A 25,110-nucleotide genomic window follows, 5' to 3' on the forward strand; every position below is an offset into this window, starting at 1 on the left:
ATTCTCGGGACGGCGACAGGAGCCGGGTGGCAGCAATGCCATCCGGCTTCTTCTGTTTCGGCTCAGTGGGTGAGGGCGTAGAGCGAGATCGCGGTGGCAATCGAAACGTTGAGACTCTTGATTGCGCCGGGCATGTCGAGGCGCGCCACCACATCGCAGGTCGCGCGAGTCTTTTCCCGCAGGCCTTTTCCTTCCGCACCCAGAACAAGGGCAAGCGGAAGCGTCTTCTCGACCTCTCCCAGCGAAGACGCGGCTTCACTGTCGAGGCCGACGAGGCGGATGCCATAGCCGCGCAACTCTTCCATGGCAGCGGAAAGATTGGTGACGCGCGTGACTGGCACATGCTCGTAGGCACCGGATGCGGCCTTGAAAAATACGCCCGTTTCATGCGGTGCATGACGCGCCGTCGTCACCAGCGCCTTGACGCCGAAGGCCGCGCAGGAGCGCAGGATGGCACCGACATTGTGCGGGTCCGTGACCTGATCGAGCAAAACGATCAAGCCATCGCGCGCCACCTGGTCAAGGCGCGGCTGCTTCAAGGGCAGGGCTTCCAGCACCACGCCCTGATGCACCGCATCCTGCCCGGTGAGCAGGTGATCGAGAATGCGCGGGTGCACGATCTCGGGGGTGACGGACGCAACAGCACCGTCTTCCTTGAGCCGCGCCAGGCCGTTTTCGGTCGCCCACAATTTCTTGATCTTGCGTTGCGGATTGCTGATGGCCGCAGCGCAGGCGTGAATGCCGTAGATCAGGTCATTGGCGGAATCGGGCGTGTGGCTGAGCGCCTTGGGACGATCCGTCTTGAGGGTGGCGGCCAGGGGCTTCTCCGCACGGTGCGGACGCTGCGGCGGCCGGCCGGGCTTGTTCGTGAAAGGTTTACGCATGGCGCTGCTATAGGCCGCAGCGGTTGCGCTGGAAAGTCATGTTTCGCTTGAAGCGCGAGAGCAGGTGTGATTTGGGGCGGTGGCGAGGACAACCCATAATGACCAAGGCTTCCATGCGTGCACTCACCGTTGCACTGGCTCTCTTCACCGCAGGCGCGGTGCAGGCCCAGGAGCAACCGGCAGAGCCGCCAGCTCCAACCACTACGGGCTTGCGCACTGTGGTGGTTGCAACACGAGAAATTCCACCTTTCATCATCCACGAGGGCGATGCCTATACCGGCTTCTCCGCCGAACTCTGGCAGGAACTGTCCCAGCGGACGCAGACCAGCTTCACCTGGCTGGAGAAGAAGAATGTGGGCGAGATCCTCGGTGCGGTGGGCGATGGATCTGCCGATGTCGGCATTGCCGCGATCTCCATCACCTCCGAGCGTGAACAGAAGTTCGATTTCTCCCAGCCGATGTTCGAAGCGGGATTGCAGGTGATGGTGCCGCAAGAGGCCGAGAGCGGCTTTTCGCTCGCAACCATCCTGGGCTATTTCACCAGCGGAGCGATGCCGTATCTTATGGGCATCCTCGCCCTGCTGGTGCTCATTCCCGGTCACATCGTCTGGTTCGCTGAGCGCGGACATGACATGTCGCCCTTCGCCCGCCGCTATTTCCCCGGTATCTTCCATGCCATGGGCTGGGCGCTTTCGGCGGCGGCAGGCCAGCAGAATGACAGCCCGCGTTCCCGCCTTGGCCGCATCACCTCAATCGCGGCGGTGTTTGTGAGTCTACTGTTCCTCACCTATTGGCAGGCTGAACTCACGTCGTCCTTCACGGTGCAGCAGTTGCAGGGCGGCATCCAGGGGCCGGACGACCTGCCCGGCAAGCGCGTGGGCACCATGACGGGATCGACCTCCAGCCAGTGGGCGGGCCAGCATGGCGTCAAGGTGACGGAGTTCGAAAAAATCGGGCAGGCCTTTACAGCACTGGAAAAGAACCAGCTTGATGCCGTGGTCTATGACGCGCCCGTATTGCTCTACTACAGCGCTGGCGCAGGCCGCGGAAAGGTGCGGGTCGTTGGCCCCATCTTCAAGAAGGAGAATTACGGAATCGTGTTCCCGCCGCGCTCTGGCGGTGCCCGGCGCCTCGACCTCCGCAAGCAGGTCAACGAGGCGTTGCTGAGGATGCGCGAGGACGGCACCTATGACCGTCTCTACAAGCGCTGGTTCGAGGAACAACGCTAGCGCGTCACGCGCCAGCGCTTCCGCTTGACACCTTTGCGCGGCGGCGGCATACACCGCGCCGCGACCGGGCCCGTGAAAAAGACACGGGCCTGATTGCTGTCTGTAACCAATGTTCGATTCGGGAGAATGTCCCGAGTGGCAAAGGGGGGGGACTGTAAATCCCCTGCTTTACGGCTTCGTAGGTTCGAGTCCTACTTCTCCCACCATCGTTCTGGTGGCGGATCGAAAGCTGGTTTACAGTGGCTGCGGGATGCGGGTGTAGCTCAATGGTAGAGCAGCAGCCTTCCAAGCTGAATACGAGGGTTCGATTCCCTTCACCCGCTCCATCCCCGCGTAGCCTCCGGGGCGCGCAGGGCGAGGCTTGGCCATCTGCACAACACATTCCCTTCGCACAGTCGCGCCGCCTCTTGCAGCGCGGCAGGTTTTTTTCTATTGAGCCGCCAACTTTCGAACAGTGGAGGGTCACATGGCCAAAGAGAAATTCAACCGCGACAAGCCGCATTGCAACATCGGCACGATTGGTCACGTTGACCATGGCAAGACGTCTTTGACGGCAGCGATCACGAAGATCCTTGCTGAAACGGGCGGCGCCACGTTCACGGCCTATGACCAGATCGACAAGGCGCCGGAAGAGCGCGCCCGCGGCATCACGATCAACACGGCCCACGTCGAGTATCAGACGAAGGCCCGCCACTATGCCCACGTCGATTGCCCCGGCCACGCTGACTATGTGAAGAACATGATCACGGGTGCGGCCCAGATGGATGGCGCCATCCTGGTTGTGTCGGCTGCCGACGGCCCGATGCCGCAGACCCGCGAGCACATCCTGCTCGCCCGTCAGGTTGGCGTTCCGGCGCTGGTTGTGTTCATGAACAAGGTCGACATGGTCGACGATCCGGAACTTCTGGATCTCGTGGAGATGGAAGTGCGCGAGCTTCTGTCGTCGTACCAGTTCCCGGGCGACACGATCCCGATCATCCGGGGTTCGGCGCTTGCGGCTCTGGAAGGCAAGACGCCGGAGATCGGCCGTGACGCCATCCTGAAGCTGATGGAAGCGGTTGACACCTACATTCCGCAGCCTGAGCGTCCGAAGGACCAGCCGTTCCTGATGCCGATCGAAGACGTGTTCTCGATCTCGGGCCGTGGCACGGTTGTGACCGGCCGCGTCGAGCGTGGCATCGTGAAGGTTGGCGAGGAAGTCGAGATCGTCGGCATCCGCGACACCATCAAGTCGACGGTGACGGGCGTTGAAATGTTCCGCAAGCTGCTCGACTCGGGTGAAGCTGGCGACAACATCGGCGCGCTGCTGCGCGGCATCGACCGTGAAGGCGTTGAGCGCGGCCAGGTTCTGTGCAAGCCGGGTTCCGTGAAGCCGCACAAGAAGTTCAAGGCGGAAGCCTACATCCTGACGAAGGAAGAGGGTGGCCGTCACACGCCGTTCTTTGCCAACTACCGTCCGCAGTTCTACTTCCGCACGACGGACGTGACGGGTGTCGTGACGCTGCCGGAAGGCACGGAAATGGTGATGCCTGGCGACAACATCTCGTTCGACGTCGAACTGATCACGCCGATCGCCATGGAAGAGAAGCTCCGCTTCGCCATCCGTGAAGGCGGCCGCACCGTCGGCGCCGGCGTCGTCGCCAAGATCACGGATTGATCCATCCGTCCACAGACGAATGACAGGCCGCCGGAGCAGTCCGGCGGCCTTTTTCATTGCGGCAAGAAGTGGACCGCTGTCCCCATGGCCGATTGGACTTTTGCGCCATTGAGGGCTGACCTATCTGGGATATTTAGGAGACAATCCCATGTACATGCCGCCCGCCTTCGAAGAGAAAGACCCAGATGTGTTGTGGGGTATCGTGAAGGCGCATCCATTGGGCCTGATGATTTCCCGTGATGGCGAGGGCGTACTCGCCAATCCAATTCCCTTTGAAGTGACGAAGGCAGACGGAAAGACCGTCCTCACAGCCCATCTCGCCAAGTCGAACCCGCAATGGCGGGACCTCGCGGGGCAGAACGTGCTCGTGGTGTTTCAGGGGGCAAACACCTACGTCACGCCCCAGTGGTATGAAAGCAAGCGCGAGCATGGCAAGGTCGTGCCGACGTGGAACTATGCGGTCATTCAGGTGCGCGGGACCGCGCGCCTGATCGATGATCGTGACTGGTTGCTGGCCCAGGTGAACCGTCTGACCGATCACCACGAGGCAAACGTGGGGCAGGGCGCGTCTTGGAAGGTCAGCGATGCACCGGACGATTTCATCCAGTCCCAGATCAAGGGCATCGTGGGCATCGAGATTGACGTCACGCAATTGACGGGCAAACTGAAGACCAGCCAGAACCGTCCAGTGCCGGACCGGGCCGGTGTGGCGGCCGGGCTTGAGGCGTCCGGCGGTGAACAGAACACGCGCATGGCAGGTCTTGTGCGTCGTCACCTTGGATGACGGAGTCTGGTGTGCCGGAAACGGTGGACGGCGGCTGCCTGCTCTGCTGGAGTGTCACTGGAATTCACGGGAGCAGGTCATGACGGAGTGGCAGGACCGGTTCACCTTGGCGGGCCGCACGGCCTTGGTGACGGGCGCGAGCAAGGGCATCGGCTTTGAGATTTGCCGGGTGCTGGCGGATGCGGGCGCGGATATTGCCGCAGTGGCCCGTGACAAGGAAGGCCTCGCCAGCGTCAGGGCCGAGGTGGAAAAGAAAGGCCGCAGGTGCGTCGCCATCGAATCCGATCTCGCCACCGTGGATGGACCTCGATCCGCTGCACGGGAGGCGCTCAAGGCTTTCGGCACCATCGACATTCTGGTCAACAATGCGGGCGTCACCACCGTCAAATCGATCATCGATACCCCCGTCGAGGATTGGGAATGGGTGAACAACGTCAACCTGCGTGCGCCCTATCTCCTCGCCCAGGAACTGGTGCCTGCCATGATCAGGCAGCAACGTGGCAAGGTTATCAACATCTCGTCCCAGTCCGGGGTTGTGGCGCTCGACGACCATGGCGCTTACGGGGCGTCCAAGGGCGGCCTCAACATGTTCACCAAGGTGATGACCGTGGAGTGGGCCAAGCACAACATCCAGTGCAACAGCGTTTGTCCCACGGTCATCCTGACGCCGATGGGCGAGATGGTCTGGGGCGACCCGGCCAAGGGTGACCCCATGAAAGCGAAGATTCCCGCTGCCCGCTTTGGCCGGACGACCGAAGTTGCCGATCTCGTGCTTTTCCTCGCCTCGTCAGCATCTGACCTGATCAATGGCCAGACAATCCTCATCGACGGAGGTTTTACGGCGCAATAGCCGTTTCAGGCTTCAGCCTCTGTCGGGGGCAGGGCACCGCCCGGCCGGTCGGCTTTCCGCTCACCCTTGAGCCGGAGCCGGTTATACTCCTCGACACTCATCAGGATGAGCCGGGGCTTGCCCCGCTGGGTGATGGTGACGGGGCCTTGCAACGCCCGGGCAATGATGTCCCCGGATTTGCGGGAAAGGTCGGAGGTGGAATAGCGCATACCTGATGAAATACAGCATTGCTGTATATGCTGCAAGTGCTGCATTTGTTGTATGTCAAGGGTTAAGATTTCGTCTGTTGACGGATGATACCGAACCCTCTAAAGCCCGCCCATCTCACACATAAAGCACGGTCCAGCCCGCGCCCTCCGGCGCTGCTGGACCTTGTACTAGGGGTATAGCTCAGTTGGTAGAGCGGCGGTCTCCAAAACCGCAGGTCGTGGGTTCAAGCCCTACTGCCCCTGCCATTTGCAAGACGTTGAAACGCCGGGGATGCGGCCCCATATGACGCGACTCAATGCCTTGTAAGCAAAGGAAAAACGATGGCCAAAAGCAATCCGGTGGAATTCCTGCGGGAAGTTCGCGAAGAGGGCAGGAAAATCACCTGGCCCACACGCCGTGAACTCGGCATCTCCACCGTCATGGTTCTTATCATGGTGGTGGCGGCCTCGCTGTTCTTCCTCGGCGTTGATGCGATTCTCAAATGGGTCGTGGACAGCGTGCTTTTCGGTTTCTCACGTTAAACGAGGCCTATCCGGACCATGGCGAAACGCTGGTACATCGTTCACACCTATTCGAACTTCGAAAAGAAGGTGATGGAAGACATCAAGAAGCAGGTCATCCAGAAGAAGCTGGATGAACTCTTCGAACAGGTGATCGTTCCCACCGAAGAGGTGGTCGAGATCCGCCGTGGCCGCAAGTTCAAGACCGAGCGCCGCTTCTTCCCCGGCTACGTGCTGGTGAAGGTTGACCTGACCGACGAAGCCTTCCACCTGATCAAGAACACGCCGAAGGTCACGGGCTTCCTGGGCTCGGGCCTCAAGCCGGTTCCGATCAGCGATGCGGAAGCCGCCCGCATTCTCAACCAGGTGGCCGAAGGCGTCGACAAGCCCAAGACCACGATCCACTTCGAGATCGGCGAGCAGGTGCGCGTGGCCGATGGCCCGTTTGCCTCGTTCAACGGCCAGGTCGAGGAAGTGGACGAAGAACGTTCGCGCCTCAAGGTGGCCGTGTCCATCTTCGGCCGTCCGACACCCGTCGAACTGGAATACGGCCAGGTCGAGAAGATGAAGTAAGTTTCGCCTCTCCCGCTTGCGGGAGGGGAGGGACCCGCGGCGCGCAAGCGGCGTGGGAGGTGAGGGCCCGGAAGATGCCCCTCATCGACGTGAAACCCCGTGGGAGGCCCTCACAAGCCGCACCACTAACCTTTGAAAAGGGATACATAGAATGGCGAAGAAAGTCGTCGGCTATGTCAAGCTGCAGGTTCCTGCAGGACAAGCCAACCCGTCACCGCCGATCGGACCGGCTCTCGGTCAGCGTGGCCTCAACATCATGGAATTCTGCAAGGCCTTCAATGCCGCCACGCAGAAGATGGAACCGGGTTCGCCGGTCCCGGTGGTCATCACCGCCTATCAGGACAAGTCCTTCACCTTCGAGATGAAGTCGCCGCCAGCGTCCTTCTTCCTGAAGAAGGCTGCCAAGATCAACGCCGGTTCCAAGGAGCCGGGCAAGAATCTCGTCGGCCAGGTGACCATGGCCCAGTGTCGTGAAATCGCCGAAGCCAAGCTCAACGGCATGAACTCCCGTGACCTCGAAGCAGGCGCGCGCGAGATCGCCGGTTCCGCCCGTTCAATGGGCCTCGAAGTGGTGGGAGAATAAGACATGGCAAAGCTCCCCAAGCGCATGCAGAAGAGCCACGCTGGCATCGACGCCAACAAGTCCTTCGGCCTCGATGAAGCCGTGAAGCTCGTCAAGGAACGCGCCATCGCCAAGTTCGACGAGACTATCGAAGTGTCGATGAACCTCGGCGTCGATCCGCGCCATGCTGACCAGATGGTCCGCGGCGTGTGCAACCTGCCGAACGGTTCGGGCCGCAAGGTCCGCGTCGGCGTGTTCGCCAAGGGCCCGAAGGCTGAAGAAGCCAAGAAGGCCGGTGCCGACGTTGTTGGCGCCGAAGATCTCTTCGAGATCGTCAACAAGGGCACGATCGACTTCGACCGCTGCATCGCCACGCCGGACATGATGGGCCTCGTCGGCCGTCTCGGCAAGGTGCTGGGCCCGCGCAACATGATGCCGAACCCCAAGGTCGGCACCGTGACGATGGATGTCACCGCTGCGGTCAAGGCCGCCAAGGGTGGCGCTGTCGAGTTCCGCGTGGAGAAGGCCGGCATCGTGCAGGCCGGTATCGGCAAGGCATCGTTCTCCGCCGAACAGATCGCCCAGAACGTGCGCGCCTTCGTGGACGCCGTGAACAAGGCGAAGCCCACCGGTGCCAAGGGCACCTACGTGAAGAAGATTTCGATCTCGTCCACCATGGGTCCCGGCGTCAAGATCGACGCCGCTTCCACGGGTACGGCGTAATCAAGAATACCCGTGCCGCGGAAATCAAACTCCGCGGCATGGGCGCCAAAGGCCCTCAAGGCCCGAGGCACTCCTGTCCGAGATTGCCGGCGCGGTGTGAAAGCACCGCTTAATCCACAAGCCAGCATGAGATGGGTCAAGACGGAATTCGAATTGTCCACCCCGGTGGATCGTTCAGTCGGTTGCGACCTCAGAACCTGTGCGTGCCACTCCGGTGGAATGCATTGGGGACAGGCCAAGAGCGTTGCAGGGATTTCCCTGCAACAGGTCCAACCGGTGGGATGGAAACATCCCGCCACAACGGAGAGAGCAAGTGGAAAGAGCTGAAAAGAAAGAGCTCGTCGCAACGTTCAACACCGTGGCCAAGTCCACTGGTGTGCTCGTCGTGGCCCACAACAAAGGCTTGACTGCGAACCAGGTCCTCGACCTGCGGAACAAGATGGCCAAGGCGGGCGCGACCGTAAAGGTCGTGAAGAACCGCCTCGCTGTGCGCGCTCTCGAAGGCACCGACGCTGCCGGAATCGCCAAGCTGTTCATCGGCCCCACCATGGTGGCCTATGGCGCTGACCCGGTTTCGGCCCCGAAGGTGGCTGCCGACTTCGCCAAGGCCCACGAGAAGTTCGTGGTCCTCGGCGGTGCCCTCGGCAAGACCACCCTCGATGCCAGCGGCGTCAAGGCACTCGCGGAACTGCCGTCGCTTGATCAACTGCGCGGCAAGATCATCGGGCTCATCCAGGCCCCGGCGACGAAGATCGCTGGTGTCCTGCAGGCGCCCGCTGGCCAACTGGCCCGCGTGTTCAATGCCTACGCCACGAAGAGCTGATGCACAGCTTGTTGAACTGAACCGAAACCGACTGAAACAAGAGAGTATACAAAATGGCTGATCTCGCCAAAATCGTTGAAGACCTGTCCGCCCTGACCGTCCTGGAAGCTGCTGAGCTGTCCAAGATGCTCGAAGAGAAGTGGGGCGTTTCCGCTGCTGCTCCGGTGGCCGTTGCTGCCGCTGGCGGCGGTGCTGCCGCTGCTCCGGTGGAAGAGAAGACCGAATTCACGGTCGTTCTCGCCGCCGCTGGCGACAAGAAGATCGAAGTGATCAAGGAAGTCCGTGCCATCACCGGCCTCGGCCTCAAGGAAGCCAAGGACCTCGTCGAAGGCGCTCCGAAGCCCGTGAAGGAAGGCGTCAACAAGAAGGACGCCGAAGACATGAAGAAGAAGCTCGAAGCGGCTGGCGCCAAGGTCGAGCTGAAGTAACGCTTTTCGCTGCCGGCATCCGGATCATTCCGGATGCCGGTGGCGGCCAGTGAATGACGACGGTTTGTTTGAAGGTCCGGCGCCGGGTTTTCGAACAAGCCGTTTGGCGCGTCTCAGGCGCGCTTATTTGAAATCGTTGTGACAGGGAAGACAAGATGGCCGATACCCGTACGACTGCAGCAAGCCGCAAGCGCATCCGCAAAGTGTTTGGCAAAGGCATCGAAGTTGCCGAGATGCCGAACCTCATCGAGGTGCAGCGCGAATCCTACGACCAGTTCCTTCAGGTGAAGGAACCGGCCGGCGGACGCCTGAACGAAGGCCTGCAGTCGGTGTTCAAGTCGGTGTTTCCGATTTCGGATTTCGCCGGCCAGGCGGTGCTCGAGTTCGTGCGCTATGAATTCGAAGCGCCGAAGTTCGACGTCGATGAATGCCAGCAGCGCGGCATGACCTTCGCGGCACCCCTCAAGGTGACGCTGCGCCTCATCGTGTTCGAAGTCGATCCCGATACCCAGGCCAAGTCGGTCAAAGACATCAAGGAGCAGGACGTCTACATGGGCGACATTCCGCTCATGACCAAGAACGGCACCTTCGTCGTCAACGGCACCGAGCGCGTCATCGTTTCCCAGATGCACCGTTCGCCCGGCGTGTTCTTCGACAATGACAAGGGCAAGAGCCACTCCTCCGGCAAGATCCTGTTCGCCGCCCGCGTCATTCCCTATCGCGGCTCGTGGCTGGACTTCGAGTTCGACGCCAAGGACATCATCCACGCCCGCATCGACCGCCGCCGCAAGCTGCCGGTGACGACGCTGCTTTATGCGCTCGGCATGCACGCCGAGGAAATTCTCCACACCTTCTACAAGTCCGTGCCCTACACCATGGGCAAGGAAGGCTGGAAGACGCCCTTCAATCCCGACCGCTTCAAGGGCATCAAGCCCGCCGTTGACCTCATCGACGCCAAGACCGGCCAGGTCGTTGTCGAGGCCGGCAAGAAGATCACGCCGCGCCTCGCCCGCAAGATCGCGGAAGACGGCACCAAGGAATTGTTGCTGCGCGACGAAGACCTCTACGGCCACTATCTCGCCGACGAACTGGTGAACCCGGAAACGGGCGAAATCTACGGTGAAGCCGGTGACGAACTGACCGAAAAGTCGCTGAACGGTCTCAAGGACCGGGGCTTCAAGACCCTGAACCTGCTCGACATCGACCACATCAACACCGGCGCCTACATCCGCAACACGCTGAAGGCCGACAAGGTGGAAACCTACGAGCAGGCGCTCGTGGAAGTCTATCGCGTCATGCGCCCCGGCGAACCGCCGACGCGCGAAGGTGCGGAAGCCCTGTGGAACGGCCTGTTCTTCGACCAGGAGCGCTACGACCTCTCGGCCGTGGGCCGCGTGAAGATGAACATGCGCCTCGAAGTGGACGTGCCGGACACGATCCGCGTGCTGCGCAAGGACGACATCCTCGAAGTCATCAAGGTTCTTCACAACCTGCGCGACTCGAAGGGCGACGTGGACGACATCGATCACCTCGGCAACCGCCGTGTGCGTTCGGTGGGCGAACTCATGGAGAACCAGTACCGCCTGGGCCTCGTCCGCATGGAGCGCGCCATCAAGGAACGCCTGTCGTCCGTCGATATCGACACCGTGATGCCGCATGACCTGATCAACGCCAAGCCGGCGGCCGCCGCCGTGCGCGAGTTCTTCGGGTCTTCGCAGCTTTCGCAGTTCATGGACCAGACCAACCCGCTCTCGGAAATCACCCACAAGCGCCGCCTCTCGGCCCTTGGCCCGGGTGGTCTGACGCGTGAGCGTGCCGGCTTCGAAGTCCGCGACGTGCACACCACGCACTACGGCCGCATCTGCCCGATCGAAACGCCGGAAGGCCCGAACATCGGCCTCATCAACTCGCTGGCCACCTATGCCCGCGTGAACAAGTACGGTTTCATCGAGACGCCCTACCGCAAGGTGGTGGGTGGCAAGGTGACCAACGAGGTGAAGTACCTCTCGGCCATCGAAGAGTCGAAGTACTACATCGGACAGGCCAACGTTGCCCTCACCAAGGACAACAGGTTCGCTGATGAACTGGTGATCGTGCGCCATCACGGCGACGTGCTGCCGATGCCGGCCGACCGCGTCGATTTCATCGACGTGTCTCCGAAGCAGATTGTCTCTGTCGCCGCGGCCTTGATCCCGTTCCTTGAGAACGACGACGCCAACCGCGCCCTCATGGGTTCGAACATGCAGCGCCAGGCCGTGCCGCTCGTGCGTTCCTCCGCGCCCTTCGTGGGCACGGGCATGGAAGCCGTGGTCGCCCGCGACTCGGGCGCCGCCATCACGGCGCGCCGCGCCGGTGTGGTGGACCAGGTGGACGCCAAGCGCATCGTCATCCGTGCCACGGAAGAGACCGATCCGTCCAAGCCCGGCGTCGACATCTACACGCTGTCGAAGTTCCAGCGCTCCAACCAGTCCACCTGCATCAACCAGCGTCCGCTGGTGCGCGTGGGTGACGCGATCGGGGCTGCCGACATCATCGCCGATGGTCCGTCCACGGAGCTTGGCGATCTCGCCCTCGGCCAGAACGTGCTCGTCGCGTTCATGCCCTGGAATGGCTACAATTTCGAAGATTCGATCCTCCTCTCGGAACGCATCGTGAAGGACGACGTGTTCACCTCCATCCACATCGAGGAATTCGATGTGATGGCGCGCGACACGAAGCTTGGCCCGGAAGAAATCACCCGCGACATTCCGAACGTCGGTGAAGAATCCCTCCGCAATCTCGACGAAGCGGGCATCGTCTACATCGGCGCCGAAGTGAAGCCGGGCGACATCCTCGTCGGCAAGATCACGCCGAAGGGCGAGAGCCCGATGACGCCGGAAGAGAAGCTGCTGCGCGCCATCTTCGGCGAAAAGGCCTCCGACGTGCGCGACACGTCGCTGCGCCTGCCGCCCGGCGTGTCCGGCACCATCGTCGAAGTGCGCGTCTTCAACCGCCATGGCGTCGACAAGGACGAACGTGCGCTGTCGATCGAGCGCGAGGAAATCGAGCGTCTCGCCAAGGATCGCGACGACGAAATGAACATCCTCGACCGCAACTCCTACGGCCGTCTCAAGGACTTCCTGTCCGGCAAGATCGCAACGTCAGGACCGCGCGGCCACAAGCTGGACGGCAAGATCAGCAACGCGCAGCTGGACGACATTCCGCGCTCGCAGTGGTGGAACATCGCCCTTGGCAACGACAAGGCCATGGCCGAACTCGAAGCCATGAAGGTGCAGTACGACGACTCCAAGAAGGCGCTCGAAACGCGCTTCATGGACAAGGTCGAAAAGCTGCAGCGCGGTGACGAACTTCCGCCCGGCGTGATGAAGATGGTCAAGGTCTTCGTCGCCGTGAAGCGCAAGATCCAGCCGGGCGACAAGATGGCCGGCCGTCACGGCAACAAGGGTGTCGTCTCCCGCATCGTTCCGCAGGAAGACATGCCTTATCTTGCCGACGGTACGCCGGTGGACATCGTTCTGAACCCGCTGGGCGTGCCTTCGCGCATGAACGTCGGCCAGATTCTCGAGACCCACCTTGGTTGGGCTTGCGCAGGCATGGGCCGCAAGGTCGGCGAGATGCTGGAAGTCTATCGCGAGACGGAGAAGGTGAAGCCGCTGCGTGACGGCCTCGTCGACATCTACGGCAAGAATGCCGAGATCGAGGCGATGGATGACTCGCAGATCGTGGAATACGCCCAGAACGTGAAGAAGGGCGTGCCGATTGCCACGCCGGTCTTCGATGGCGCCCGCGAGGAAGACATCGCCAAGATGTTGACCGATGCCGGCCTCTCGACCTCGGGTCAGATCGAACTCTACGACGGCAAGACCGGCGAGAAGTTCGACCGCAAGGTCACCGTGGGTTACATCTACATGCTGAAGCTGCACCATCTCGTGGACGACAAGATCCACGCCCGCTCCATTGGCCCGTACTCGCTCGTCACCCAGCAGCCGCTGGGCGGCAAGGCGCAGTTCGGTGGCCAGCGCTTCGGCGAAATGGAAGTCTGGGCGCTTGAAGCCTACGGCGCGGCCTACACGCTGCAGGAAATGCTCACCGTCAAGTCGGACGACGTTGCCGGCCGCACGAAGGTCTATGAAGCCATCGTACGTGGCGACGACGCCTTCGAAACGGGCATTCCGGAGAGCTTCAACGTTCTTGTGAAGGAAATGCGCTCACTCGGCCTGAACGTCGAGCTGCAGAGCGGGCAGGGTGCGCAAGGCGGACCACCCGCTCAAGCAGCCGAGTAAGACTTTCACACCACGCGTTTCGAGCCCACACGTTTAAAGGGCGGCACTGCCGCCAAAGAGGAGAACAGGACACATGAACCAAGAGGTCATGAACGTCTTCAACCCTGCAGTCCCGGTTCAGGTCTTCGACCAGATCCGCATTTCGATCGCCAGCCCGGAGAAGATCCTCTCCTGGTCCTTCGGCGAGATCAAGAAGCCCGAGACCATCAACTACCGCACCTTCAAGCCGGAGCGGGATGGCCTTTTCTGCGCGCGCATCTTCGGCCCCGTGAAGGACTACGAGTGCCTGTGCGGCAAGTACAAGCGCATGAAGTACAAGGGCATCATCTGCGAAAAGTGCGGCGTGGAAGTCACTCTTTCGAAGGTCCGGCGCGAGCGCATGGGCCACATCGAGCTTGCGGCCCCCGTTGCCCACATCTGGTTCCTGAAGTCCGTGCCGAGCCGCATCGCGACGCTGCTCGACATGACGCTGAAGGATGTGGAACGCATCCTCTACTTCGAGAACTACATTGTCGTTGAGCCGGGCCTGACGCCACTCAAGCAGCACATGCTGCTGAGCGAGAACGAATACCTCAAGGCCCAGGAAGACTACGGCGAGGACAGCTTCACCGCTGCCATCGGCGCCGAAGCCGTGCGCGACATGCTGATGTCGATCAACCTCGAACAGCTGAAGGAACAGCTGCGCGAAGACCTGCGCGTTGCCACCGGCGACCTGAAGCCCAAGAAGATCGCCAAGCGCCTGAAGCTCGTCGAGCACTTCATGGAATCGGGAAATCGTCCGGAATGGATGATCCTCACCGTTGTTCCGGTGATCCCGCCGGAACTGCGTCCGCTCGTGCCGCTCGATGGTGGCCGTTTCGCCACCTCCGACCTGAACGACCTCTATCGCCGCGTCATCAACCGCAACAACCGCCTGAAGCGCCTGATGGAGCTGAAGGCGCCTGACATCATCGTGCGCAACGAAAAGCGCATGCTGCAGGAAGCTGTTGACGCACTCTTCGACAACGGCCGCCGTGGCCGCGTCATCACCGGCGCCAACAAGCGTCCGCTGAAGTCGCTGTCCGACATGCTCAAGGGCAAGCAGGGCCGTTTCCGCCAGAACCTGCTCGGCAAGCGCGTCGACTACTCCGGCCGCTCGGTGATCGTCGTTGGTCCCGAGATGAAGCTGCACCAGTGCGGCCTGCCGAAGAAGATGGCGCTCGAACTGTTCAAGCCGTTCATCTATTCGCGCCTCGAAGCCAAGGGTCTCTCCACCACGGTGAAGCAGGCCAAGAAGCTCGTGGAAAAGGAAAAGCCGGAAGTCTGGGATATCCTCGACGAGGTCATCCGCGAACATCCGATCCTCCTCAACCGCGCGCCGACGCTTCACCGCCTCGGCATCCAGGCCTTCGAGCCCGTGCTGATCGAAGGCAAGGCCATCCAGCTGCATCCGCTCGTCTGCACCGCCTTCAATGCCGACTTCGACGGCGACCAGATGGCCGTGCACGTGCCGCTGTCGCTGGAAGCCCAGCTGGAAGCCCGCGTGCTGATGATGGCGACCAACAACGTTCTCCACCCGGCGAACGGCCAGCCCATCATCGTGCCGTCGCAGGACATCGTGCTCGGCCTCTACTATCTGTCGATCATGCACAACAACGAGCCGGGCGAGGGCAAGACCTTCGCATCGCTCTCGGAAGTCGAGCATGCTCTCGCCAATGGCGTCGTGACACTGCATGCCAAGATCAAGGCACGCGTGAAGGACACCGCGGCGGACGGCAAGGTGCGCAACCGCATCGTGGAAACGACGCCGGGCCGTCTGCGCATTGGCGAACTCCTGCCGCTGGCGCAGAACATCACCTATGATCTCTGCAACAAGCTCATGACCAAGCGCGAAATCTCGCGCATGATCGACTCGGTCTACCGTCATTGCGGCCAGAAGGAAGCGGTGATCTTCGCCGACCGCATCATGGCGCTCGGCTTCTTCAACGCCTACAAGGCGGGCATCTCCTTCGGCAAGGATGACATGGTCATCCCCAAGAAGAAGGAACAGCTCGTCGCGCAGACGCGTGAAGCCGCCAAGGAGTTCGAGCAGCAGTACATCGACGGCCTCATCACCCAGGGTGAAAAGTACAACAAGGTCGTTGACGCCTGGGCCAAGTGCACCGACAGCGTCGCCGAAGCCATGATGGCCGAGATTTCCTCGGTCAAGGTGGACGAGGTGACCAAGCGCGAGAAGCAGATCAACTCGATCTACATGATGAGCCACTCTGGTGCGCGCGGTTCGCCTGCCCAGATGAAGCAGCTTGCCGGCATGCGCGGCCTCATGGCCAAGCCGTCGGGCGAGATCATCGAAACGCCGATCATCTCCAACTTCAAGGAAGGCCTCTCGGTGCTCGAGTACTTCAACTCGACGCACGGCGCCCGCAAGGGTCTCGCCGACACCGCCCTCAAGACGGCAAACTCGGGTTATCTCACCCGCCGTCTCGTGGACGTGGCGCAGGATGCCATCATCTCGGAAGAGGATTGCGGCTCGCAGCATTACATCACCACGCGTCCGATCATCGACGCCGGTGAAGTGATCGTCTCGCTCGGTACCCGCATTCTGGGCCGCACCGCGGCGCAGGACGTGACCGACCCGACGACTGGTGACGTTCTCGTCGAGAACGGCAACGAGATCATGGAACCCGATGTCGAGAAGATCGAGAAGGCCGGCATTCCGGAAGTCCGCATCCGCTCGGTGCTGACCTGCGAAACCAAGTTCGGCGTCTGCGCCAAGTGCTATGGCCGCGATCTCGCGCGCGGCACGCCCGTGAACATGGGCGAAGCCGTGGGCGTCATCGCCGCCCAGTCCATCGGCGAGCCGGGCACGCAGCTCACCATGCGTACCTTCCACATCGGTGGTGCAGCCCAGGTGCTTGACGATTCCTACGTCGAGGCCAACGTGGACGGCACGATCGAGATCAAGAACCGCGCCGTGGCCAAGGATACGAGCGGCAAGCTCGTCGTCATGGGCCGCAACGTGGCTCTGGTCATCAAGGACGCCAAGGGCAACGAACGCGCCACCCACAAGGTCGGCTACGGTTCGCGCCTCTTCGTCGACCAGGGTGACGCGGTGAAGCGCGGCATGCGCATCGCCGAGTGGGACGCCTACACGCGCCCCGCGCTCACGGAAGTGGACGGCATCGTGGCCTTCGAGGACGTGGTGGACGGCGTGTCGGTGAACGAAGTGGTTGACGAAGCCACCGGCATCACCAACCGCGTCATCATCGACTGGCGCTCCAACCAGCGTGGTTCCTCGCTGAAGCCTGCCATCGTCATCAAGGACGAGAAGGGCGAAGTGAAGAAGCTGTCACGTGGTGGCGATGCCCGTTACCTGCTGTCGGTGGATGCCGTTCTCTCGGTTGATCCGGGCTCGAAGGTGGGTGCCGGCGACGTGCTGGCCCGTAACCCGCTGGAAAGCGCCAAGACGCGTGACATCACCGGTGGTCTGCCGCGCGTGGCCGAACTGTTCGAAGCCCGCCGTCCGAAGGACGCCGCCGTCATCGCCGAAATCTCGGGCAAGATCGAGTTCGGCCGCGACTACAAGAACAAGCGCCGCATCAAGATCGTGCCGCAGGAGGAGGGACGCGACGCTGTCGAGTACCTCATTCCGAAGGGCAAGCATCTGCCGGTGCAGGAAGGCGACTTCATCGAGAAGGGCGAGTACATCATGGACGGCAATCCCGCGCCGCATGACATCCTCGCCATCAAGGGCGTCGAGGAGCTGGCCTCCTACCTCGTCAATGAAATCCAGGAAGTCTACCGTCTGCAGGGCGTGAGCATCAACGACAAGCACATCGAGGTGATCGTTCGCCAGATGCTGCAGAAGGTCGAGATCACCGACGCCGGCGAGTCGACCCTTCTGGTCGGCGAGCAGGTCGACCGCGAGGAACTGGACCGCGAGAACGTCAAGCTGGAAGCCGAGGGCCTTCGCCCTGCAAGCGGCCAGCCGGTTCTCCTCGGCATCACCAAGGCCTCGTTGCAGACGCGCTCCTTCATCTCGGCTGCCTCGTTCCAGGAAACGACCCGTGTTCTCACCGATGCTGCGGTGCAGGGCAAGATCGATACCCTGGACGGCCTCAAGGAAAACGTCATCGTGGGCCGCCTCATTCCGGCGGGCACCGGTGGCATGCTCTCGCGCCTCCGCCAGGTGGCGGACAAGCGCGACAAGCTCATCCTCGAAGAGCAGACCAAGACACAGCTGCCGCCGGCCGCTGCGGAATAAGGTCCGTACACAGATCAAATCAAAGGCCCGGAGCAATCCGGGCCTTTTTTGTTGTCAGAGGAGTTCGGTCATGGCCTTGGTGAAGATGAGCAACGCCAGCACCGCCAGCAGCATCAGGATGATGCGGCGGAATTTCGCCTCATCCACGCTCCTGAACGCATGACCGCCGAGCCAGATGCCCGCGAGCAGGGCCGGGAGAAAAAGCACGGCACGGATGATCGTCTCGCCTGTCACCAGGTCCGCCATGCCCTGCATGAAGACGAGGCCAATCATATCCAGCGCCAGGAAGAAGAGGATGAGCGAGGCGCGGCCCGCCGCTGTACCTGCGGGCGTGGCGAAATAGAACAGGATCACCGGCGGGCCGCCGATGCCGAAGGCACCGTTGGCGATTCCCGATGCAGCGCCGGCCACCAGCGACAAGCCATGCCCCGGCATGCCCCGGAAACTGTAACCCCGTCCCATCAAGGCGACGGAAGCCAGTACAAAGATTGCCAATGCAATCTGCATGGGCGCCGCAGGAACAGAGCTGAGCAGATAAACACCCGCAGGCGTTCCGATCACGGCCCCCGCAAGCAGCGGCACGATGGACCGCCAGTGTATGTCACGCCACACCGAGGGCAGCAGGTGCAGGCTCGCCGCAATCTCCATGAGGAAGATTGACGGGAATATTTGCGCCGGCGGATAGATGAGGGAAAGCGCTGAAATCGCCAGCAGCGAAAAACCGAAGCCTGAAAATCCCCGCACCACGGCGGCTAGGAAGATGATGGCGAGGGCAACGGCCAGCCAGAGATCCAGTTGCATGCGCGGCCCCGTTCCTGTTCGGCGCGACGCTATCCTGAATTCAGCGAAGGCGCTGCACCAGCGGCGACTCAGCTCTGGCACCAGCAGCAAAAAGGCCCGGATCACTCCGGGCCAGTACGCAACACCGCAACAAACAAAGTGGAACTAGTGCACCACGCTCAGCGCATGCGCGCTGTCTGGCTCGATGAGGCCGATCATGGCGCCCGTCGCATCGGTCACGACCGCGAGTTTGCCCACACCGGGCACGGCCACGGGTGGGCGCATCACTTCGCCGCCGGAGTTTGAGGTGTCTTCCTCCGCCTTGTTGATGTCGTCGACGGAGAGATAGGTCATCCAGTGAGAGGGGATGCCTTCATAATCCGGCGCGGTCAGTTCGAAAACGCCGCCTACGGGCTTCCCGTCCTTGCGGGCAATCCAATAGCCGGATCCATCGGGCAGGCTTGTGGGCTCGAACTCCCAACCGAGGGTGCGGCCATAGAAGGCCAGCGCGGCTTCCGGCTCCCAGGTGTTGAGTTCGTGCCACCAGTGGCGTTGCGGCATGGTCATCTTGTGTTCTCCCTCGCTCAGAAACTCTGATTCATGTCGCCGTGGCGGAAAACTGTCTGCGCCGTGGGGCGGGAGAAGGGCTGCATTGTGGCAAGCGCGCCCGGTGGATTGCCACAATTCAAACCGTTAAGCGGAAGTTAACCGTCTCCATCTAAGGTGGTGCCAGATGTGTGTGTCGCGGTGCGGGGTCAATGATGTCGCGGAATGAAATTCGGCTGGACCAGATCCAGCAGCGTCTCGGTCCGATGAACAAGTCGCGCCAGACCCAGTACGATGAATACGGCTACGCCATTCCCCACATGCATGAAGATGAAACCGCTGCGGAAGAGGGCACGACGCTCAATGCCGGGTTCATCGCCACCATCGTTGCGGCAAGTCTCACCGTGGGCATGGGCACGTTCTTTTTCATCGGTGGCGAAACGCCGGACCTCGGCTTCAACTGGGGCTTGGGTGCCAAGACGGAGGAGGGCGTCGCTCTCTCCGGGTCCGTGCTTGATCCCGTTTGCGGGAAAGACTGGAAGGCCGATCTTCCGAACACCGACCAGATGTATTGCTACATGACGCGTCAGGTCTACCGGCTCTGTGACAAGGGCGAGTTCGATGCGCTGCTTGCCACGATGAAGCGCTACGACCAGGACTACAAGGTCTGGCACCGCAAGTTCATGATGGCCACGTTCAAGACCATCGGCAAGTTGCAGACGCAAGGCATGCAGTTGGGCATGGAAGCGGCCAAGCTCGACCACATGAAAGGTTCGGACAAGAAACAGGTCGAACAGATGAACAAGGTACTCGGCGTTGCAGGCAACATCATGAAGCCAACTGATGACATGCTGGCCCAGCGCGCCGGCAAGGTGCCGGAATACCAGTTGGAGACGGCGGCTTTCTCTCTCGTCAAGGCCGGTTACATCACTGCCAAGGACATGAGCCGCGGCAAGCCGGAGTTCCTCACGTCGGCGCTGAAACGCGCTGGCAAGGTGAAGACGATCGCCTGTCCCAACAGGGATTGATCCATGACCTTCGGCCAGTTCCGCCTTCTCGCCAGCACACTCAGCTTTGCGCTGTTCGGAACATTCTATTTGCCGGGTCTCGGGCCGTCACCCCTGTTCCCATGGCAGGAAGCACCGCAATCCGTCCTCGCCTCGAAATGCGAACGCCTCTGGCTGGATGAGGCGCGTAATGATCTGGCGCTCGAATGTTATCTTGCCTCCCAGACCGATCGGCTGTGCCGGGAGGGCGAGAAGGCGCATCTTGTCTATTTCATCTCGCGCTATGAACAATCTCGCCGCCAGTACGATGCCAAGCTGTGGGGCTATCTGATCGGTGTCCAGTTCGGCATGGCAAAACCCGGCAAGACGGATTCCGCTGGCCGGCGCGAAGACACACTCGCCAGGCTCAATCGTGTGCAAGGTGAGCAGGCCCTGAAGCTGAAGAACGATGACAAATTTATCAAGGCCGTCAACATGCGCACCCTTATCGATACCGATCTCACCCGCATGGTGAGCAGGCTGGCGGCGAAGGGCTATGTGGAAGCAAACGATTTTGGCTGGCGCGCGCCGGATTGGGTGACGGAAGCCTTCACCGATGACCTGAAGGTGACGCCCGCCTGCAAGCAGCCCGCAGCCTAGACCGGCGCCTGCTGTTCTTCTTCTTCCGAATCCTCGGCATCGCTTTCGGCGATGGTCCAGATCATCAGCACACTGAGGATCGAGATGTAGCCATCCAGCGCATAGTGCCAGCCGAAGTAAACGGACCCGAACAGGATGATGCCGGCATAAGCCCAGGCGATACGCCCGGCGATGCGGTGGCGGCTGGCGAGGAACAGGGCGTTGAGGAAGGCGAGCGCCACGTGCAGGCTTGGCATGGCTGAAATGCCGGTGCCCAGCACCGTGTGCTGCGAGGTGTAAGCGGAATAGAGATAGTCCGTGAGCCCCAACGTCTTGGGCCCGGCAGGACTGGCCTTCAAGGCCGCGATCAGGTCGGCGAAACGGTCGCCGCCCATCATTCGGTCGTAGAATACCGGCCCGGCCGAGGAGCCCGCGATCCGCACCAGCGAACTGAGCAGGATGACGCTGAGAGCGAAGGAGACGAAATAGCGGTCACGGCTGTCCTTGTCGGAAATGAAGGCCGCATAGACCAGAACGCCGGCAATCTCCACGAACCAGAGCTGCGAATAGAGAGCGAAAAGAATGGAATCGAGCGACTCCGGGAAAATTGCCCGGGTGATTCGCCACGGGTCGGTGAAATGGATTGCCGCATCCATGTCGGCCAGCACCTCGTCGGCATGGAAAGGAACGATGAAGGAGTATTCGTGCTTCAGGGTGGTAAAGGCGCTGGCGGAGATCACCAGCACGGCCATGATCGCCAAGGCACCCGTACCGCGTGTGCGGAGCTTCCAGCGCAGGAACGAGAGCGGATGTGCAGGGGCGTGGTACATGGCCGCCCCCACGAGCCCCAGCAGCAGCAGCACCGGCAGGAGGAAATAGAAGCGCAGGATCGGATAGGCACCCAGCACCTCCAGGAAGGTGTTGGGAAACAGGATGAAGGCCATGGCACTGTAGAGCAGGCAGAAAGCCGCGACCTTCTGCGACATGCTCGGCATGTCCACCCATTGCTTGACCTGTTCCATCCGTGACTCAGTTCCCGGCACTCACTGCCATGGTTCTAGCCGGGGAGGCGTAAGCAATTTGTAAACCATGCCGATTCTGCAGTGCAGCAATCATGGCGCGGCGCAAAAACGACGCACGATGTCGTATTCGAGCCAATAAGTGGCTGAAAGTCATGCCTTTTTGGCAGAAATCCGTGCGCAATCAAAACTGTTGACGGCGGCGTGGCCAGACAGTAGAAGCGCCCCAACTTCCGAGACTGCAGGCCGTCGGAGCTTTGCGCTCACGAAACGCTGACACGGAAGGAAAGAAAAGACATTCAAGAACACGCCCTCCAGACCTGGCCGGTTTGCAGGGCCTCTGGTTTTGAGCACTGGAAGGTTCCGGACCGGACCATCCACGTGCTTTTTGTCGTGTTTGAACCCCGGTTCGCAGAATTTTGCCAAGGTAGAGATAAGGCACAATGCCGACGATCAACCAGTTGCTGCGCAAAGCCCGCACGAAGCCCACCTATCGCAACAAGGTGCCGGCGATGCAGGCTTGCCCCCAGAAGCGCGGTGTTTGCACCCGTGTTTACACCACGACCCCGAAGAAGCCGAACTCTGCTCTCCGCAAGGTGGCCAAGGTTCGCCTCACCAATGGTTTTGAAGTGGTGAGCTACATTCCGGGCGAAGGCCATAACCTTCAGGAACACTCCGTGGTCATGATCCGCGGCGGCCGTGTGAAGGATCTTCCCGGCGTTCGTTATCACATCATCCGCGGCGTGCTCGATACACAGGGCCTGCCGAAGCGCCGCCAGCGCCGTTCCAAATACGGCGCCAAGCGTCCGAAGTAAGAGAGGTCAGAAATGTCCCGTCGCCATCGCGCAGAAAAGCGTCTGATCAACCCGGATCCGAAGTTCGGTGATCTGATCGTGTCCAAGTTCATGAACAACCTCATGGAGCAGGGCAAGAAGTCGGTCGCCGAAACCATCGTTTACGGCGCTCTCGAAGCCATCCAGAACAAGGCCAAGGCCGATCCGGTCCAGATGTTCCATCAGGCCCTCGACAACGTGGCCCCTGCGATCGAAGTGCGCTCGCGCCGCGTCGGTGGCGCCACGTATCAGGTTCCGGTCGAAGTCCGCACCGAGCGCCGCCAGGCCCTCGCTATCCGCTGGATCATCACCGCTGCCCGCAACCGCAACGAAAAGACCATGGTTGAACGTCTCTCCGGCGAATTGCTGGATGCCGCCAACAACCGCGGCACCGCTGTGAAGAAGCGCGAAGACACCCACAAGATGGCCGAAGCCAACCGCGCCTTCAGCCACTACCGCTGGTAAGAGAAGATCATGGCCCGCCAATACGCTCTCGAAGACTATCGCAACTTCGGCATCATGGCCCACATTGATGCCGGCAAGACGACGACGACCGAACGCATCCTGTATTACACGGGCAAGAGCCACAAGATTGGCGAAGTGCACGACGGCGCTGCCACCATGGATTTCATGGAGCAGGAGCAGGAGCGCGGCATCACCATCACGTCTGCTGCCACGACAGCCATCTGGGCTGGCAAGCGCATGAACATCATCGACACGCCCGGACACGTGGACTTCACGATTGAAGTCGAACGTTCGCTCCGCGTGCTCGACGGCGCTGTCTGCGTTCTCGACTCCAACCAGGGCGTTGAGCCCCAGACGGAGACCGTGTGGCGCCAGGGCGACAAGTACAGCGTTCCGCGCATTGTCTTCTGTAACAAGATGGACAAGACGGGCGCTTCCTTCGAGCAGTGCATCAAGGACATCAAGGAACGTCTCGGCGCCAAGCCGGTTCCGATCCAGCTGCCCATCGGCGCTGAAGCCGACTTCAAGGGCCTCATCGACCTCGTCCGCATGGTCGGCGTTGTCTGGGAAGACGAAGCGCTCGGCGCCAAGTTCCACGACATTGAAATTCCGGCCGACCTGAAGGACGCCGCGATTGCTGCCCGTGCCGAAATGGTCGAAGCCTGCGCCGAACTCGACGACCAGGCGATGGACGATTATCTCAACGGCAAGGAACTGACGAACGAGACCATCAAGCGGCTGATCCGCAAGGCGGTCCTCACCGGCGCCTTCTTCCCGGTTCTCTGTGGCTCGGCCTTCAAGAACAAGGGCGTGCAGCCTCTCCTCGACGCCGTCGTGGATTACCTGCCGTCGCCGCTCGACCGTCCGGCCATCAAGGGCATCGATCCCAAGGATGACTCGGAAACGACGCGCAAGTCGTCCGACACCGAACCGCTGTCTCTCCTCGCCTTCAAGCTGATGGACGACCAGTACGGCGTGCTGACCTTCTGCCGCATCTACTCGGGCGTGCTCGCCAAGGGTACTTCGCTGCTGAATTCCACCCGCGGCAAGACCGAACGTGTAGGCCGCATGGTTCTCATGCACGCCAACAACCGCGAGGAAATTGCCGAGGCACATGCCGGCGACATCGTTGCCCTCGTGGGCTTGAAGGAAAGCCGCACCGGCGACACGCTGTGCGACCCCGCCAAGCCCGTCATTCTCGAAAAGATGGAATTCCCGGATCCCGTCATCGAAATGAAGGTCGAGCCGAAGACGAAGGCCGACCAGGAAAAGATGGCGGTTGCTCTTTACAAGCTCGCTGCCGAAGATCCGTCCTTCCGCGTTTCGACCGACTCCGAGTCCGGCGAAACGATCATCAAGGGCATGGGCGAACTTCACCTCGACATCAAGGTCGACATCCTCAAGCGCACCCACAAGGTGGAAGTGCAGGTGGGTGCCCCGCAGGTCGCCTATCGTGAAGCCATCACCCGCAAGGTGACGAAGGACTACACCCACAAGAAGCAGACCGGTGGTACGGGCCAGTTCGCCCGCGTCATCCTCGAGATCGAGCCGAACGAAAAGGGCGCAGGCAATGCCTTCGAATCCAAGATCGTCGGCGGCACGGTGCCGAAGGAATACATCCCCGGCGTCGAAAAGGGCCTGAACTCGGTTCTGTCGTCTGGTCCGCTCATCGGCTTCCCGGTGGTGGACATGAAGGTGACGCTGATCGACGGTGCCTACCACGAAGTCGACTCATCCGCGATCGCCTTCGAAATCGCAACCCGCGCCGCGATGCGCGAAGCTTTCGACACGGCTGGCGCAGTGCTGCTCGAGCCGATGATGAAGGTGGAAGTGACATCGCCGGAAGAGTTCGTTGGCTCCGTGATCGGTGACCTGAACTCCCGCCGCGGCCAGATTGTCGGCACCTCGATGCGCGGCAACGCCAACATCATCAACGCGCTTGTGCCGCTCGCCAACATGTTCGGTTACATCAACAACCTGCGCTCCATGAGCCAGGGCCGCGCGTCCTACACGATGCAGTTCGACCACTATGCCCAGGTTCCGGGCGCCGTGGCCGAAGAAGTCAAAAAGAAATACGCCTAATCAGTTTTGAG

22 protein-coding genes and 3 tRNA genes are annotated in these 25,110 nt (G+C 61.3%); 20 read left to right on the forward strand and 5 right to left on the reverse strand.

Annotated elements, in window-relative coordinates; all coding sequences use genetic code 11:
* Positions 1 to 62 precede the first annotated feature (62 nt).
* The gene (gene rlmB, locus IPM06_13695) at positions 63 to 884 is read right to left on the reverse strand and encodes a 23S rRNA (guanosine(2251)-2'-O)-methyltransferase RlmB (protein MBK8771478.1); all 822 of its coding nucleotides are present in this window, start codon (positions 882 to 884) and stop codon (positions 63 to 65) included.
* Positions 885 to 982: 98 nt separating this feature from the next.
* On the opposite strand from rlmB, the gene IPM06_13700 reads away from it, so the two are divergent.
* The 6 genes from IPM06_13700 to IPM06_13725 all read left to right on the forward strand — a co-directional run bounded on the left by IPM06_13700 (position 983) and on the right by IPM06_13725 (position 5,404).
* A complete protein-coding gene (locus IPM06_13700; GenBank protein MBK8771479.1) occupies positions 983 to 2,113 on the forward strand; it encodes a transporter substrate-binding domain-containing protein in 1,131 nt (376 codons plus the stop codon).
* A gap of 120 nt (positions 2,114 to 2,233) precedes the next feature.
* A tRNA-Tyr gene (locus IPM06_13705) sits at positions 2,234 to 2,319 on the forward strand.
* A 46-nt stretch (positions 2,320 to 2,365) separates the two neighbouring features.
* Positions 2,366 to 2,439: transfer RNA gene (locus IPM06_13710), tRNA-Gly, on the forward strand.
* Positions 2,440 to 2,579: 140 nt separating this feature from the next.
* On the forward strand, positions 2,580 to 3,770 hold the full coding sequence (gene tuf, locus IPM06_13715; GenBank protein MBK8771480.1) for an elongation factor Tu: 1,191 nt from the start codon (positions 2,580 to 2,582) through the stop codon (positions 3,768 to 3,770).
* 148 nt (positions 3,771 to 3,918) lie between these two features.
* The gene (locus IPM06_13720; protein ID MBK8771481.1) at positions 3,919 to 4,554 is read left to right on the forward strand and encodes an FMN-binding negative transcriptional regulator; all 636 of its coding nucleotides are present in this window, start codon (positions 3,919 to 3,921) and stop codon (positions 4,552 to 4,554) included.
* 79 nt (positions 4,555 to 4,633) lie between these two features.
* Positions 4,634 to 5,404: a glucose 1-dehydrogenase gene (locus IPM06_13725; GenBank protein MBK8771482.1), complete on the forward strand. Its 771-nt coding sequence runs from the start codon at positions 4,634 to 4,636 to the stop codon at positions 5,402 to 5,404.
* A 5-nt stretch (positions 5,405 to 5,409) separates the two neighbouring features.
* Here IPM06_13725 and IPM06_13730 read toward each other — a convergent pair whose 3' ends face one another.
* The gene (locus IPM06_13730) at positions 5,410 to 5,613 is read right to left on the reverse strand and encodes a type II toxin-antitoxin system prevent-host-death family antitoxin (protein ID MBK8771483.1); all 204 of its coding nucleotides are present in this window, start codon (positions 5,611 to 5,613) and stop codon (positions 5,410 to 5,412) included.
* Positions 5,614 to 5,783: 170 nt separating this feature from the next.
* Between IPM06_13730 and IPM06_13735 the strand changes: the two genes are divergently transcribed.
* The 9 genes from IPM06_13735 (at position 5,784) to rpoC (ending at position 17,749) form a co-directional block, all read left to right on the forward strand.
* Positions 5,784 to 5,859: transfer RNA gene (locus tag IPM06_13735), tRNA-Trp, on the forward strand.
* Positions 5,860 to 5,934: 75 nt separating this feature from the next.
* Positions 5,935 to 6,135: a preprotein translocase subunit SecE gene (gene secE, locus IPM06_13740; protein ID MBK8771484.1), complete on the forward strand. Its 201-nt coding sequence runs from the start codon at positions 5,935 to 5,937 to the stop codon at positions 6,133 to 6,135.
* Positions 6,136 to 6,153: 18 nt separating this feature from the next.
* On the forward strand, positions 6,154 to 6,687 hold the full coding sequence (gene nusG / locus IPM06_13745) for a transcription termination/antitermination protein NusG (GenBank protein ID MBK8771485.1): 534 nt from the start codon (positions 6,154 to 6,156) through the stop codon (positions 6,685 to 6,687).
* Between the two features lie 151 nt (positions 6,688 to 6,838).
* Positions 6,839 to 7,270 (forward strand): 50S ribosomal protein L11, encoded by a 432-nt coding sequence (rplK, locus tag IPM06_13750; protein ID MBK8771486.1) that lies wholly within the window; start codon positions 6,839 to 6,841, stop codon positions 7,268 to 7,270.
* Between the two features lie 3 nt (positions 7,271 to 7,273).
* Positions 7,274 to 7,972, forward strand: coding sequence for a 50S ribosomal protein L1 (rplA, locus tag IPM06_13755; GenBank protein MBK8771487.1), 699 nt, complete (start codon positions 7,274 to 7,276; stop codon positions 7,970 to 7,972).
* 313 nt (positions 7,973 to 8,285) lie between these two features.
* Positions 8,286 to 8,795, forward strand: coding sequence for a 50S ribosomal protein L10 (rplJ, locus tag IPM06_13760; GenBank protein ID MBK8771488.1), 510 nt, complete (start codon positions 8,286 to 8,288; stop codon positions 8,793 to 8,795).
* 53 nt (positions 8,796 to 8,848) lie between these two features.
* Positions 8,849 to 9,223, forward strand: a complete 375-nt coding sequence (gene rplL / locus IPM06_13765; protein MBK8771489.1) for a 50S ribosomal protein L7/L12 — start codon at positions 8,849 to 8,851, stop codon at positions 9,221 to 9,223.
* 155 nt (positions 9,224 to 9,378) lie between these two features.
* Positions 9,379 to 13,506 carry a DNA-directed RNA polymerase subunit beta gene (gene rpoB, locus IPM06_13770; protein MBK8771490.1) on the forward strand — a complete coding sequence of 1,376 codons (4,128 nt, stop codon included), beginning with the start codon at positions 9,379 to 9,381 and terminating at the stop codon, positions 13,504 to 13,506.
* 73 nt (positions 13,507 to 13,579) lie between these two features.
* Positions 13,580 to 17,749, forward strand: coding sequence for a DNA-directed RNA polymerase subunit beta' (rpoC, locus tag IPM06_13775; GenBank protein ID MBK8771491.1), 4,170 nt, complete (start codon positions 13,580 to 13,582; stop codon positions 17,747 to 17,749).
* 54 nt (positions 17,750 to 17,803) lie between these two features.
* Here rpoC and IPM06_13780 read toward each other — a convergent pair whose 3' ends face one another.
* Both IPM06_13780 and IPM06_13785 read right to left on the reverse strand, forming a co-directional pair.
* Positions 17,804 to 18,550 (reverse strand): sulfite exporter TauE/SafE family protein, encoded by a 747-nt coding sequence (locus IPM06_13780; GenBank protein ID MBK8771492.1) that lies wholly within the window; start codon positions 18,548 to 18,550, stop codon positions 17,804 to 17,806.
* Between the two features lie 144 nt (positions 18,551 to 18,694).
* Positions 18,695 to 19,096: a VOC family protein gene (locus IPM06_13785; GenBank protein MBK8771493.1), complete on the reverse strand. Its 402-nt coding sequence runs from the start codon at positions 19,094 to 19,096 to the stop codon at positions 18,695 to 18,697.
* Positions 19,097 to 19,287: 191 nt separating this feature from the next.
* Between IPM06_13785 and IPM06_13790 the strand changes: the two genes are divergently transcribed.
* Both IPM06_13790 and IPM06_13795 read left to right on the forward strand, forming a co-directional pair.
* Positions 19,288 to 20,103, forward strand: coding sequence for a hypothetical protein (locus IPM06_13790; protein MBK8771494.1), 816 nt, complete (start codon positions 19,288 to 19,290; stop codon positions 20,101 to 20,103).
* A gap of 3 nt (positions 20,104 to 20,106) precedes the next feature.
* Positions 20,107 to 20,721: a hypothetical protein gene (locus IPM06_13795; GenBank protein MBK8771495.1), complete on the forward strand. Its 615-nt coding sequence runs from the start codon at positions 20,107 to 20,109 to the stop codon at positions 20,719 to 20,721.
* On the opposite strand, the gene IPM06_13800 is transcribed toward IPM06_13795, so the two are convergent.
* Positions 20,718 to 21,722, reverse strand: coding sequence for a phosphatase PAP2 family protein (locus IPM06_13800; protein ID MBK8771496.1), 1,005 nt, complete (start codon positions 21,720 to 21,722; stop codon positions 20,718 to 20,720). The genes IPM06_13795 and IPM06_13800 overlap by 4 nt on opposite strands.
* A 440-nt stretch (positions 21,723 to 22,162) precedes the next feature.
* Between IPM06_13800 and rpsL the strand changes: the two genes are divergently transcribed.
* Genes rpsL through fusA form a run of 3 tightly spaced genes read left to right on the forward strand, consistent with a single transcriptional unit; the run spans position 22,163 to position 25,099 of the window.
* On the forward strand, positions 22,163 to 22,534 hold the full coding sequence (rpsL, locus tag IPM06_13805) for a 30S ribosomal protein S12 (protein MBK8771497.1): 372 nt from the start codon (positions 22,163 to 22,165) through the stop codon (positions 22,532 to 22,534).
* Between the two features lie 12 nt (positions 22,535 to 22,546).
* Positions 22,547 to 23,017 (forward strand): 30S ribosomal protein S7, encoded by a 471-nt coding sequence (gene rpsG / locus IPM06_13810; GenBank protein ID MBK8771498.1) that lies wholly within the window; start codon positions 22,547 to 22,549, stop codon positions 23,015 to 23,017.
* Positions 23,018 to 23,026: 9 nt separating this feature from the next.
* Positions 23,027 to 25,099, forward strand: coding sequence for an elongation factor G (gene fusA, locus IPM06_13815; protein MBK8771499.1), 2,073 nt, complete (start codon positions 23,027 to 23,029; stop codon positions 25,097 to 25,099).
* The last annotated feature ends 11 nt before the right edge of the window (positions 25,100 to 25,110 follow it).

It is taken from the genome of Hyphomicrobiales bacterium (assembly GCA_016710435.1).
In the GTDB taxonomy this organism is placed as follows: Bacteria; Pseudomonadota; Alphaproteobacteria; order Rhizobiales; family Aestuariivirgaceae; genus Aestuariivirga.

Coding starts and splice junctions, on each gene's coding strand:
- IPM06_13700 (MBK8771479.1), top strand. CDS start 983: ATGACCAAGGCTTCCATGCGTGCACTCACCGTTGCACTGGCTCTCTTC.
- rpoC (MBK8771491.1), top strand. CDS start 13,580: ATGAACCAAGAGGTCATGAACGTCTTCAACCCTGCAGTCCCGGTTCAG.
- tuf (MBK8771480.1), top strand. CDS start 2,580: ATGGCCAAAGAGAAATTCAACCGCGACAAGCCGCATTGCAACATCGGC.
- IPM06_13795 (MBK8771495.1), top strand. CDS start 20,107: ATGACCTTCGGCCAGTTCCGCCTTCTCGCCAGCACACTCAGCTTTGCG.
- nusG (MBK8771485.1), top strand. CDS start 6,154: ATGGCGAAACGCTGGTACATCGTTCACACCTATTCGAACTTCGAAAAG.
- rpsL (MBK8771497.1), top strand. CDS start 22,163: ATGCCGACGATCAACCAGTTGCTGCGCAAAGCCCGCACGAAGCCCACC.
- rlmB (MBK8771478.1), bottom strand. CDS start 884: ATGCGTAAACCTTTCACGAACAAGCCCGGCCGGCCGCCGCAGCGTCCG.
- rplL (MBK8771489.1), top strand. CDS start 8,849: ATGGCTGATCTCGCCAAAATCGTTGAAGACCTGTCCGCCCTGACCGTC.
- IPM06_13720 (MBK8771481.1), top strand. CDS start 3,919: ATGTACATGCCGCCCGCCTTCGAAGAGAAAGACCCAGATGTGTTGTGG.
- IPM06_13725 (MBK8771482.1), top strand. CDS start 4,634: ATGACGGAGTGGCAGGACCGGTTCACCTTGGCGGGCCGCACGGCCTTG.
- secE (MBK8771484.1), top strand. CDS start 5,935: ATGGCCAAAAGCAATCCGGTGGAATTCCTGCGGGAAGTTCGCGAAGAG.
- IPM06_13780 (MBK8771492.1), bottom strand. CDS start 18,550: ATGCAACTGGATCTCTGGCTGGCCGTTGCCCTCGCCATCATCTTCCTA.
- IPM06_13790 (MBK8771494.1), top strand. CDS start 19,288: ATGATGTCGCGGAATGAAATTCGGCTGGACCAGATCCAGCAGCGTCTC.
- rplK (MBK8771486.1), top strand. CDS start 6,839: ATGGCGAAGAAAGTCGTCGGCTATGTCAAGCTGCAGGTTCCTGCAGGA.
- IPM06_13785 (MBK8771493.1), bottom strand. CDS start 19,096: ATGACCATGCCGCAACGCCACTGGTGGCACGAACTCAACACCTGGGAG.
- IPM06_13800 (MBK8771496.1), bottom strand. CDS start 21,722: ATGGAACAGGTCAAGCAATGGGTGGACATGCCGAGCATGTCGCAGAAG.
- rplA (MBK8771487.1), top strand. CDS start 7,274: ATGGCAAAGCTCCCCAAGCGCATGCAGAAGAGCCACGCTGGCATCGAC.
- rpoB (MBK8771490.1), top strand. CDS start 9,379: ATGGCCGATACCCGTACGACTGCAGCAAGCCGCAAGCGCATCCGCAAA.
- rpsG (MBK8771498.1), top strand. CDS start 22,547: ATGTCCCGTCGCCATCGCGCAGAAAAGCGTCTGATCAACCCGGATCCG.
- IPM06_13730 (MBK8771483.1), bottom strand. CDS start 5,613: ATGCGCTATTCCACCTCCGACCTTTCCCGCAAATCCGGGGACATCATT.
- fusA (MBK8771499.1), top strand. CDS start 23,027: ATGGCCCGCCAATACGCTCTCGAAGACTATCGCAACTTCGGCATCATG.